This window comes from Clostridium saccharoperbutylacetonicum N1-4(HMT), from assembly GCF_000340885.1.
Taxonomy (GTDB): domain Bacteria; phylum Bacillota; class Clostridia; order Clostridiales; family Clostridiaceae; genus Clostridium; species Clostridium saccharoperbutylacetonicum.
Map to the genome: position 1 here is coordinate 3,499,731 of NC_020291.1, position 13,164 is coordinate 3,512,894.

Annotated in this window: 8 protein-coding genes; 7 read left to right on the plus strand and 1 reads right to left on the minus strand. The window is 28.2% G+C overall.

Going from position 1 to position 13,164, the window contains the following annotated elements; genetic code table 11:
• Positions 1-85 precede the first annotated feature (85 nt).
• The 4 genes from CSPA_RS15665 to CSPA_RS15680 all read left to right on the plus strand — a co-directional run bounded on the left by CSPA_RS15665 (position 86) and on the right by CSPA_RS15680 (position 6,333).
• Entirely contained in the window at positions 86-2,788 is a 2,703-nt protein-coding gene (locus tag CSPA_RS15665) for an alpha-L-rhamnosidase (RefSeq protein ID WP_015393301.1), read from the plus strand.
• A gap of 441 nt (positions 2,789-3,229) precedes the next feature.
• On the plus strand, positions 3,230-4,753 hold the full coding sequence (gene lexA, locus CSPA_RS15670) for a transcriptional repressor LexA (protein ID WP_015393302.1): 1,524 nt from the start codon (positions 3,230-3,232) through the stop codon (positions 4,751-4,753).
• 172 nt (positions 4,754-4,925) lie between these two features.
• Positions 4,926-5,561: an ABC transporter ATP-binding protein gene (locus CSPA_RS15675; protein WP_015393303.1), complete on the plus strand. Its 636-nt coding sequence runs from the start codon at positions 4,926-4,928 to the stop codon at positions 5,559-5,561.
• Positions 5,554-6,333, plus strand: coding sequence for an ABC transporter permease (locus CSPA_RS15680; RefSeq protein WP_015393304.1), 780 nt, complete (start codon positions 5,554-5,556; stop codon positions 6,331-6,333). The genes CSPA_RS15675 and CSPA_RS15680 overlap by 8 nt, the downstream gene beginning before the upstream one ends.
• Positions 6,334-6,414: 81 nt before the next feature.
• Here CSPA_RS15680 and CSPA_RS15685 read toward each other — a convergent pair whose 3' ends face one another.
• Positions 6,415-6,993, minus strand: a complete 579-nt coding sequence (locus CSPA_RS15685) for a 5' nucleotidase, NT5C type (RefSeq protein ID WP_015393305.1) — start codon at positions 6,991-6,993, stop codon at positions 6,415-6,417.
• A 241-nt stretch (positions 6,994-7,234) separates the two neighbouring features.
• Between CSPA_RS15685 and CSPA_RS15690 the strand changes: the two genes are divergently transcribed.
• From CSPA_RS15690 to fliB, 3 genes are all read left to right on the plus strand, one after another.
• The gene (locus CSPA_RS15690) at positions 7,235-8,695 is read left to right on the plus strand and encodes an NADP-dependent glyceraldehyde-3-phosphate dehydrogenase (protein WP_015393306.1); all 1,461 of its coding nucleotides are present in this window, start codon (positions 7,235-7,237) and stop codon (positions 8,693-8,695) included.
• 343 nt (positions 8,696-9,038) lie between these two features.
• Positions 9,039-11,777: a DNA mismatch repair protein MutS gene (mutS, locus tag CSPA_RS15695; RefSeq protein WP_015393307.1), complete on the plus strand. Its 2,739-nt coding sequence runs from the start codon at positions 9,039-9,041 to the stop codon at positions 11,775-11,777.
• A 161-nt stretch (positions 11,778-11,938) separates the two neighbouring features.
• Positions 11,939-13,162: a flagellin lysine-N-methylase gene (gene fliB, locus CSPA_RS15700; RefSeq protein WP_015393308.1), complete on the plus strand. Its 1,224-nt coding sequence runs from the start codon at positions 11,939-11,941 to the stop codon at positions 13,160-13,162.
• Positions 13,163-13,164 lie beyond the last annotated feature (2 nt).

A 13,164-nucleotide genomic window follows, 5' to 3' on the forward strand; every position in this document is an offset into this window, starting at 1 on the left:
AAGCTAAAGCTTTGTTTATATATTATTACGTATAAATGATATATTATCAATTGAAACATGCATGGATATCGAGAGGAGTTTTAGTATGCTAGTTGTAAAAAACTTAAAATGTGAATATTTAGAAAATCCAATAGGAATAGATAAAATAAATCCAAGATTGAGCTGGCAGATTATTTCTGATAAAAGAAATGTTAAACAGCAGCAATTTCAAATACAAGTTGCAACAGATGAAGAATTTAAGAATATTGTATGGAACATGCATACCTTCTCTGAAAAATCAATTCATATTCCTTATGAAGGAGCGCCACTTGAAAGTAGAATGAGATATTTTTATCGAGTAAAGGTATGGATTAATAAAGAAGAAGAATCCGATTGGAGTAATACGTGCTTTTGGGAAATGGGTTTAATAAATACTTCGGAATGGAAGGCAGAGTGGATTTCTTTAAAAGATCAAAAAATAAATGAAGACTTTAAAGCTAGAGCTCCATTTAGTTGTTTTAAGAATTTTACTATAAATAAAGATGTTAAGAAAGCTGTCGTTTATGTAACAAGTTTAGGAGTATACGAACTTTATTTAAATGGAAAAAGAGTTGGGGAAGATTATTTAACACCAGGTTGGACTGACTATAATTATCGCATTCAATATCAGACTTATGAAGTTTCTGATTTAATTAAAGCTAAGGACAATAAACTTAATGCAACAATTGGAGAAGGCTGGTACAGTGGCTATCTAGGATGGACTAAGAGAAAAGATACTTACGGAAGTAAGAATGCTTTGTTGCTTCAAATGTATATTTATTATGAAGATGGCACAAGTGAAGTTATAGCTTCAGATGAATCTTGGAAGGAAGAAAATTGTAACATATTAATGTCTGACATATATAATGGGGAAATATATGATGCAAGGGAAAAAGAGGAAGCTAGTATAGACAGTAATTTAATAATTGTTCCATATCCAAAGACACATTTAATTGCTCAAGAAAATGAACCAATTAGAATTCAAGAAGAAATAGAACCATTGTCAATATTTAAAACTCCAAAGGGAGAGTTTGTATTAGATATGGGACAAAATATGGCTGGCTTTGTACGCTTTAAGATTAGGGGAGAAAAAGGACAAAAAGTAACTTTAATTCACGGTGAGGTTTTAGATAAAGAAGGGAATTTCTATAGAGATAATATTAGAGATGCAGCTCAAAAAGTTACTTATATATGTAGTGGTAATGAAGAAGAAATATATGAACCTCATTTTACTTTTCAAGGATTCCGTTATGTTAAGCTTGAAGGATTCCCCAAAGATATAAAACCTTCTAATTTTACAGGAGTTGTACTTCATTCAGACATGAAACCTATAGGAAGTTTTGAAACTTCTGATAAAAAAATTAATCAACTTCAACATAATATTTTATGGGGACAAAAGGGTAATTTTATTGATGTGCCAACAGATTGTCCTCAAAGAGATGAACGTTTAGGGTGGACAGGAGATGCACAAATCTTTGCACGAACTGCATGCTTTAATATGAATGCAGCACCTTTTTTCAGCAAGTGGTTAAAGGATCTTTCTTGTAATCAAATGTCAGATGGTGCAGTACCTTTTGTAGTTCCAGATATATTAAAGGGTACATTTGCTGATGGAATTGGATTAACAACCGCAGGTTGGGGAGATGCAGCTGTTATATGTCCTTGGACAATTTATCAATGTTATGGGGATGAAAATATATTAATTCAGCAATATGATAGTATGAAAAATTGGATTAATTATATAAGAAATCAAGGTAATGATGAATATCTTTGGGATACTGGTCTTCAACTTGCAGATTGGCTTGCTTTAGACAATGAAGAAGGAAGCTTTTTTGGAGCAACCGATGGATACTTAGTTTCTACCGCATATTATGCTTATTCTACAGGAATATTTGCAAATATAGCTAAAATATTAGGAAAGTTTGATGATTACAAATTATATAACCAGTTATATGCTTCAATAAAAGAAGCTTATATTAATAGATTTTATGACAATGAAGGTAATTTAACAAGTGAAACTCAAACTGCTCAAGTAATATCTTTATATTTTGATTTAGTCCCAGAAAAATATAAAGAAAGGATTGCTAAAAGATTAGTGGAATTAATAGAAAAGAAAAATATGCATTTAGATACAGGATTTTTAGGAACTCCGTATATTTGTCATGTGCTATCTGATAATGGATATGAAGACGTTGCTTATAAACTTCTATTTAATACTGATTATCCATCTTGGTTATATCAGGTAGAAAGAGGGGCTACAACCATGTGGGAGCATTGGGACAGTATTAAAGTTGATGGTTCTTTTTGGGATATAGGTATGAATTCCTTTAACCATTATTCATATGGTTCAGTAGGTGCATGGATGTACCAAAATATTGGTGGTATTGATATGGCTGAGGCAGGATATAAAAAATCCCAAATAGCTCCAAAACTATCAGAGAAATTAAGCTATACTAAGGCTGCTTTAGATACTATGTATGGAAAAATATCAGTCAGTTGGGAAATAATTGAGGATAAGATAAATATGAATGTAGTAATTCCTCACAATACAACTTCAAGGATTACACTTCCTAAAGTTAAAAATATTGAAAAAATAAAAAAATACATTATTGAAGCCTACAATGAAAAAAGATTGCATATTGATTTAACTAACGGGCTCTCCGAAACTTATATTGATACTGATTTTGGTTTCGAAATTTTTGGTGATAATATTTCTTTTGAAATTGGTTCAGGTTCTTATAATTTTTCGTATGAATATACACCTATATAAAGAGTGGCTATGCCACAATGCGGATCATTTCGCCTATATAAAGAGTAGCTATGCTACAATAAGGATCTTTTCACTAATATAAGGAGCAGCTTTGCCAGAATATGAAATTTTTTCACCCTATAAAAAAGGAGTTATGCCTTAATTAAGTTAAGGGTTTAGGATAAAATCTATTGAGGAGATAAATATATAACATAGTGTGCAATACTTCTTTGCCCACTATGTTTATTTTTAGTTAGAAGAAAGGTGTAATGTTTAATAATAGGAAGTGAACCAACTTTTAATTTATTCAATACTCTAAGATTAAAATTTTGCACATAGTCAGATAATATAGTATAATTACATCTATGATTTAATATAGAATATATTTAGTTTCGTGATAATTTGTATTTTAGGATATGATTAAATTCTAAATAAAATAACACAAAAGGAAGGAGGATTTTTATGGAATTCAATAGGAAACAAAAGAAAATTATTAACAGCAAACCTAATGGACCTATGTTAATAAAAGGTGAAAATAGTACAGGAAAAACAACAGCTTATGTAAATAAAATTCCAACATTACTTAATAATTATTGTATTAATAAAAATGATAGAATTCTTATTGCAACAAATAGTGAAGAACATTCTAAATTTATATCCTTTGTATATGATAATATGGATAGTGAAAAATATCATCAAAATAGTTTTTTTGATGCTGATAATACAAATAAATTAGAAATTAGCACAATTAGTTCTTTAATACAATATTATTTTAATCAATATGAAACAGAGCATAAAATAAAACTAATAGAAGCATCAATTACTGAATGTGAAGTACAATTAAAAAAGGCTATTGAAGTTATTAAGCAAAAATATACAAAGGAAAAGTTTGATATATTTGATGCTTCATACACAAAATTTATATTTGAAGAAATCACATGGATTAAGGCTTCGGGGCTCAACAGTATTGAAGAATATCAAAATGTGCCAAGAAAAAGCAGAATAAATGAAATAACTGGTAATAAAAAAATACTGAGAAAGAATTCGAAACTTAGACATGCTATTTATGACATAGTTATTGAATATAACAATAATTTGAATAAGATAAATAAAATAGATTTACAAGATAAAGCTTCTTTTGCACTTAAAAGTGCTACAAATAATAAAACAAAAGCTTTTACACATATTTTTATTGATAATAGCGAAATTTTAACAAAAGTTGAATTGGATTTATTAAAAACAATACATAATCAAACTCATTATTCAAGCATAACCTTTATATTTAATATTGGTGAAAAGCCAACATTAAATGCTTGGATTTCTGATGGAAAAGCTTTTAGTAGTTTAGGTTATGATATGAAAGGTAAGAGTATTACACTAACTGAACATTATGATCATGAAGTAAATGAAGATTATACTACTAAAGTTGAAAATTATGATATGATCGAAAGTAATACAACTCCACAAAACACAGACTCTTATTTAACATTAAATCCAATCGAATATATAGATTTAAAACGAAATGTTTCTCATAAATTTATTAAAGATCCAGATGCATTGGATGAAATATACATTAAATACAATGGAATTGAAGAAAAAGTAGTAGATACTATTAATATTCCAGTATTTAATGAAATTGCTGCTGGTAGTCCTATATTAATGAATGATTCAATTGAAGATAATTATCTTTTACCAAAAGAGTGGATAAGAAATACTAAAGATACATTTATTCTTAAAGTAAAGGGTGACTCCATGATAAACAAAAACATTTATGATGGAGATTTAGTTGTAATCAATAAGCAGCCTTTTCCAAATGTTAAGGATATAGTAGCAGTTGATATCAATGGGGAAGCAACCTTAAAAACTTATAAAAAGATCCATGGTCAAGTTGTATTAATGCCAGAAAACGAAAAATATGATCCAATAATTATAGAAGATCAAGAAGTTCATTTCCTTGGAGTTGCAATTGGCCTTATAAAAAATTAATGATTAACCATATAATAGTTGATATAATTATTATATGGTTTTCTATTTATATAGATATCAAAAGCGAGAATTAGAGCTATGCGAAACTTACCGAAATATGATACATTTATCTTCCGCAGGACTAGTGAAATTTTAGACTTTACATATTTTATTATGTTAGGAGTGAACCTAATTGTTTGAATTAAACAATATAAAATTTAAAGATATCTTAGATATACCATATTTAAAAATTAATAAGAATATAACCTGTATTATTGGTCCATCAGGAAGCGGAAAAACAACTCTATTGCGAATGTTAAATAGATTAAATGCTCCAGATGAAGGAAAAATCACTTATAATAATATGGATATTTCCAGAATTAACTCAATAAAATTGCGTCGCAACATTGTAATGCTAGGTCAAACACCTGTGATTTATCCAGGAACAATAGAAGATAATCTTCAAATTGGATTGGAATTTTCAGAAAAATTGCCTGCTTCAAAAGAAGCTATGAAAGATGCTCTTGATAGAGTGGAGTTAAGAAAGGAACTTTCTGATACTTGCAGCAATCTTTCAGGTGGAGAAAAACAACGTTTGTGCCTTGCAAGAGTTATGCTTATGAATGCTGATACATATTTACTAGATGAACCTTCAGCAGCTTTAGATAAAAATACCGAAGAATTTATAATTGATAATTTCTCTAAATTTGTAATGGAAAACAATAAAGAGCTCATAATGATCACTCATTCAGAGTTAATTGCAGAAAAATTTATAAATTCCATAATAAGAATTGAACAGGGAAAGGTAGTGGAGACATATAATGAATAATACAGTAATGAATCTTTCCATTTTACGACTATCTATTGCATATGTCTTTGTTTTTATAATGCTAATTATCTTTAAAGCACGAGGAATAAAACGCGAAAGACAGATTATTATTGCATCAACCAGAATGACAATACAACTTATAATAATGGGCTATATATTAATGTTTGTTTTTAATAATTCAAGTTGGTGGCTAACCTCAATAATGATAGTGGTAATGATATCTTTTGCCATTTATAATTCAATTAAAAGAGTTAAATATAATATGTCTTATGAATTAAAGAAAATAATTGCATTTGCAATGACATTTGGAGCACTATTAACTGCTACTTTTTTCATTATAATTATCCTTGGTGTTCAACCCTGGTTTAATCCTCAATATTTTATACCGATTTCTGGAATGATAATTGGAAATAGTATGACAGGCATTGCTTTAGGTGCTAATAAGCTTTGTAGCTCCATTGAAGAAAAAAGAATTGAAATTGAAAATTCATTAATGTTAGGTGCAAGTCCTGCAGCAGCAACAAAAGAAATTGTAAATAATTCGTTTGATACTGCAATTTTACCTACAATGAATAATATGCTCACTATGGGAATTGTTTCATTGCCTGGAATGATGACTGGGCAAATACTTTCTGGAACCTTTCCAATAACAGCAATTAAATATCAAATTGGTATAATGCTTGCTATTCTAGGTAGTACAGCAGTTTCAACTGTAATATTTGTGAGTTTAGGTTATAGAACATTTTTTACTAAAGACCATAAACTTAAATAAATAAAAGAGAAGAAGTTATCTCAGAAATGAATTGCAAAATTATTATATTAAATATACAAAATTGCAACATATACATTTTCTTTAGATAACTTCTTTTTCTTTTGACATCTTATTAATATTTTCTAATATTTCCATCCAATTATATACTCTTATAATATTATTATTTATTGGATCTCTATTGTAGTTTGTATCAATTAATAATACTTTAAATCCGCTAGCTGATAACTCAATAGCATTATCATAACTATCTTCAATAAAAATATCACAATTTAAATTTCTTGCTGTTGGAACTTTATTATGAGTTCCTAAAACAAAAACATCATCAAACGGAATTTTATTTTGTTTTAAATACAGATTTGTTAATAATTCTAAAGATTTATCTCTGGCTGTAACAAAATAGATATTATTATTCTTAAACAACTTATTTAACACATTTTTAACATCTTCTCTTAATTCTTGTTTTCTATGAATATCAAATTTTAATTCTTCGTAAAATTTCAAATATTCTTTTTCTTCGATTCCAAGTACTTTAGAAATTTCATAGGAATTAATATCTTCTTCTGATACCTTTAAATTAAAATAATTATTAGCATAATTTAACCAATAATATGGATCGGTAATAGTTCCATCAATATCAATACAAATATTTAATTTTTTCATTTTATCACTCCTTTTAAAATTAGTATACAATTATAAGATTAAAAACAATTTAAAATCACGTAATATTTCTGTGAAATAAGGTTAAAGTTATATATGAGTTTCTAATCATTCTAGAAATATTTCAGTAATAATTAACATTTTAGTATACTAAGTCTAAATGTATTTTAAAAATTAACTAGTAATTTTTATATGCTTATTATATAATAATAATTATTAAATAACAATGGATAGAGGTGAAAATATGTTTAATTGCATTAAATCTGAAAATAATGTATTTAAAAATTTAATTAATGGTCAATGGTTGAGCAGTAAGGAAGATAATTTTATAGAAATTAATTCCCCAATAGATAATTCGATTGTTGGAAAAATTCCAGCTATGACAAAAGAAGAGGTTGATTTTGTTATTAGTACTGCTAAAAGGGCACAAAAAGATTGGAGTAAAGTTCCTATAAATGAAAGAGCAGAAATATTATATAAAGCTGCTGACATTTTAGTTAAAAATATTGATGAACTTGCTGAAATAATGGTTAGAGAAATTGGTAAGGATCGAAAAAGTTCTAGATCTGAAATCACTAGAACAGCAGATTTTATAAGATTTACAGCAGATACAGCTAAAAATTTGTCTGGTGAAAGTATTCCAGGAGACACTTTTCCAGGTTATAAGAGAAATAAAATTTCTGTTGTATCAAGAGAACCCTTAGGAGTAGTTTTAGCAATTTCTCCTTTTAATTATCCTATAAATTTAGCTGCTTCTAAAATAGCACCAGCTATTATCGTTGGAAATTCCGTTGTCTTAAAACCAGCTACTCAAGGTAGCCTATGCGGCTTATATTTAGCTAAAGTTTTTCAAGAAGCTGGTGTTCCCAATGGTGTATTAAACACTATAACAGGTAAAGGAAGCGAAATTGGTGATTATGTTGTTACTCATAAAGACATAAATTTCATAAACTTTACTGGAAGTACAGAAGTAGGAACTAGGATTTCTAAAATTACAAGTATGGTTCCTCTTTTAATGGAACTAGGTGGTAAGGATGCTGCCATTGTATTAGAAGATGCTGATTTAGAACTTGCAGCAACTAATATTGTTGCAGGAGGCTATTCTTATTCAAGTCAACGTTGTACGGCTGTAAAAAGAATTTTGGTTATTGATAAAGTTGCTGATGAACTTGTTGCTAAAGTCAAAGAAAAAATTAGTAAACTTAAAGTTGGTAATCCTTTAGTTGATGATGTAGATATAGTTCCATTAATAAACAAAAAAGCTGCAGATTATGTGTCAGAACTAATTGAAGATGCAAAAAACAAAGGTGCAGATTTAGTAGCAGGTGGAAATAGAGATGGTAATATAATCTTCCCAACATTATTTGATAATGTAACTACTGATATGCGAATTGCTTGGGAAGAACCTTTTGGCCCAGTACTTCCTATAATTCGAGTAAAAAATAAAGATGAAGCGATAGAAATAGCTAATAAATCAGAATACGGCCTACAAAGTGCTGTCTTTACTAAAAATATCGATGATGCTTTTTATATTGCTGACAGACTTGAAGTTGGTACAGTTCAAGTAAATGGTAAGACTGAAAGAGGACCTGATCATTTTCCTTTCCTTGGAGTTAAAGCTTCTGGAATTGGAACTCAAGGTATAAGATATTCTATAGAATCAATGTCAAGACCTAAAGCAACAGTAATAAATCTATTAAAATAAAAAGCAACTATTACAAATTAATAGTAAGATTCATTAATAGGTGAGAGTTAAGAAGAAAACTCTTACCTATTACTTTTATTTGAACTATTTCAATGGATTGTTAAAAGAAACATCTCGTACAAAATGAAATTTTTGATTGATATTTTAAGTTTATTAGTTATTATAATTTTAATTATATTTGTATTAATTTAGAAAAACTTATTAAAACTAATGAAAATCCCGAGGATAATTGTTATAATTGTTCTGGGGATTTTTACATTTAACAGCAGAAATAAAATAGCTTTCCGGTTATTGTAATAACAGCCCTTAACTATAGTGTGTAAACTTAAAGGAGGAAATAATTATGGCTTTAACGCCAATGATGGTTGAATACATAAAAACTAAAGAGGAATATAAAGATTGTATTCTATTTTATAGATTAGGTGATTTTTATGAAATGTTTTTTGAAGATGCTGAAACTGTATCGAGAGAATTAGAACTAGTTCTTACAGGGAAAAATTGTGGCTTAGAAGAAAGAGCTCCAATGTGTGGAATACCTCATCATGCAGCTGCGGCATACATTCCAAGGTTAATTAGCAAAGGCTATAAGGTTGCAATTTGTGAGCAACTTGAAGATCCAAAGGAAGCCAAAGGAATTGTAAAAAGAGGAGTAGTAAAAATAATAACTCCTGGAACTTTTATTGATAATACAACTTCACTTGAAAATGATAATACATATTTGATGGCTATTCAAGTATACGATGATAAAATAGGAATTTCGATTTCTGATATAAGTACTGGTGAATTTAAAACAACATCTTTTAACAATATAAGAATAAGCTTACTTGATGAAATAGCAAAAATTTCACCAAAAGAAATCTTAGTTTCAGAAACTTTAAGTGATGATGTTATTCAAGATATAAAAGGAATAACTTCAGCATTAATTTCTAAAGTGAATTTTGAAGAATTTTTAGTATCAAAAGAAGATTTAATAGAACAATTTTCTGATATGGAAGTAGCTGGTTTGACAGTTGAAAGAGAAATTACAAGTAGGGTTCTTTTAAAGTATATATATGAAACACAAAAAATGAGTTTAACAAATATAAATTTACTTGAACAATATGAAATAATTAATTACATGACTATTGATGGAAATTCAAGAAGAAATCTTGAATTAACTGAAAGCATTAGAGAGAAAAATAAAAAAGGTTCTTTATTATGGGTTTTAGATAAAAGTGCTACTGCAATGGGTGGAAGAACTCTAAGGAAGTGGATTGACGAACCACTAATTATTAAAACTGAAATAGAAAAAAGGCTAAATGGGGTAAATGAAGCTTTTAGTTCTGTAAGTTTCAATGAAGATTTAAGAATTGCATTAAAAGAAATTTATGATATTGAAAGAATTGTTGGTAAGATTTCTAATAAAAATGTAAATGCAAAAGATATGTTATCTCTTAAATCATCATTAGAAAAGCTTCCTATGGTTAAAAAACTTCTAGAAGATAGATTATCTGATCTTCTAAAAGAATATCATGCTGAACTTGATGAGTTAACTGATATAAAAGATTTATTAGATTTATCCATAAAAGAGGAGCCTTCATTAAGCATAAAAGAAGGTAATATTATTAAAGATGGCTACAATAGTGAAGTTGATGAATTAAGACAATCAAAGCTTCATGGCAAAGAATGGATTGCTGCTCTTGAAAATCGTGAAAGAGAATTTACAGGAATTAAATCCTTAAAAGTAGGTTATAACAAAGTATTTGGTTACTATATAGAAATTTCTAAATCTAATTATGATTCTATTCCTGAAGGTAGATACGTGAGAAAGCAGACTCTGTCAAACGCTGAGAGATATATAACTGAAGAGTTAAAGGTAATGGAAGAAAAAATCTTAGGAGCAGAAGAAAAGCTTATTAATTTAGAATATGCACTATTCTCAGATATAAGAGACAATATAGAAAAAGAAATTTCAAGACTTAAGAAAAGTGCTAGGATAATTTCAAACTTAGACGGAATATCCACTTTAGCTTTAATTGCCCTAGAAAATGATTATATTAAACCAGAAATTAATGAAGATGGGATTATTGACATAACAGATGGAAGACATCCAGTAGTTGAAAAAGTAATAGGTAGAGGTGAATTTGTTTCAAATAATACTATTTTGAATCAAAATGATAAAGAATTACTTTTAATAACAGGTCCAAATATGGCAGGTAAATCAACTTATATGAGGCAAGTTGCTCTTATTACTTTAATGGCTCAAATTGGGTCTTTTGTACCAGCATCAAAAGCCAATATTTCTATATGTGATAAGATTTTCACTAGAATTGGTGCATCTGATGACCTGGCTGGTGGTAAATCAACTTTTATGGTTGAAATGTGGGAAGTATCAAATATTTTAAGAAATGCAACTCAAAAAAGTTTAGTATTATTAGATGAAGTTGGTAGAGGTACTTCAACATATGATGGATTATCCATAGCTTGGTCAGTTATTGAGTATATAACAAAAAATGATAAGCTTAGATGTAAAACATTATTTGCTACTCACTACCATGAATTAGTAAAACTTGAAGGTATCTTACCTGGTGTTAAAAATTACTCTGTTGCTGTTAAAAAAATGAAAGACAGCGTAATCTTCTTAAGAAAAATTGTAGAAGGCGGCGCTGATGAATCATATGGAATTGAGGTTGCTAAACTTGCAGGTCTTCCAGAGGCAGTAATTAATAGAGCTAAAGAAATTCTTCAAAATTTAGAGGGCGAGAATAATTTTGATATTCATAAAGTAACAAATACAGAACATGATGAAGCTGAAGCTTCTATAGATATAAATATTTCTAATAATACTGTTTCAGTTGAAGAAAATACCTCTGAAGTTTTAAAAGAGGAGCAGTCTACTATAGTAGAAATTAAAGAAGAAGTTAAAACTAAGAAACACAAGGAAAAAGATGCTTCAAATAATATGCAGTTAGACTTTTCCTTTATGGAAAAGGAAGCTTTATTAAAAGAAATAAGTCAAGTTGATATTTTGAGCTTAAATCCTATGGATGCCATGAACACACTATATAAATTAGTGAGTGAAGCTAAAAAGCTAACTAACTAGAATTTACTATTTATATGCTATAATATACCCACGATAAATAAATGTCGTGGGTGTTCTATTAAAACATAGGTAAATGAGCTTTGTCCTTGGAGCTTTCCTTAATTGATACTTGAACATTGATAATTAGTATAAATAATATGATTACAGTAGGTGATTTTTACATGAAAGAAGAAGTTAAAATCAGATATCCCTCATATATTAAAGAATTTAAATGTATTGGTGGTAATTGTTCTGATAATTGTTGCCACGGATGGGAAATACATATTGATAAAAATACTTTTGATAAATATGTAAAAATTCAAAACAATATATTTGATACAGATATCCTTGAAAATATAATTGTAAGAAAGAATTGTAAGAATCCAAATATTGATTATGGGCAAATAAAATTAAATAATGAAACTCAATGTCCTTTTTTATGTAAAGATAATTATTGTAGTATTCATGCTAATCTAGGTGAAGATTATCTTTCAAAGGTATGTACAACTTATCCAAGAATTATTAATAAAATAGATGACTGCTACGAGCTTTCCCTTAATGTTTCCTGCATAGAAGCTGCAAGAATCATACTTTTAAAAGAAGAGGGAATAACATTTGACTATAGTAGAGAACTAATATCTAATAATTATGTAATAGCAAAAGAAATCAATACTAATACCTATGAAATTAATGATACAAACTATAAACACATCAAAGAAATCAGAGACAAAAGTATTAATATCATCACCAACAGAAAATACAAATTAAGCGAAAGATTATTTGATCTTGGATTGTTTTTAGAAAATGTTCGTAGGAAATTATGTTACAATTATGACAATACGGTTCAATTTGTTGATGAATATGATATAAGATCAAACAAAGTCAAATTTCAAAGAGATATAAATGACTATATGCTACAAATATCATTTTATAAAGGCATATTAGAAAAGTTAGCTGCTTCGAAATTTTTTATTAGTGATAATTTCAGCGAGATCATCGATAAAGTCATGTTAGGTTTTAAATTTACCGAAGATAAAAGTCTTATAGAAAACTCTCAAATTTATTTAAAAGCTTATACCATACTGGATAAGGAAGTTTTTGAACCTTACAGCTATATTTTTGAAAATTATTTAGTAAATCATATGTTTAAAGAACTTTTCCCTTTTTCTGAAAATGATATTGTATATGATGGATATATCATGATGCTTGTTAGATTATCGTATATAAAATTTTTTATTGCAGGCTATTATCTTTCTGATGGGAAAATAACAATAGATAATATAATAAAGATAATTCAATCTTTAACTAAAGAAATTGAACATGATGAAACTTACTTAAAGCATATTCTCACTCATATTAAAGAATATGAATTAGATAATAAGCGCTTTGCAAAAATACTTTTGTAATT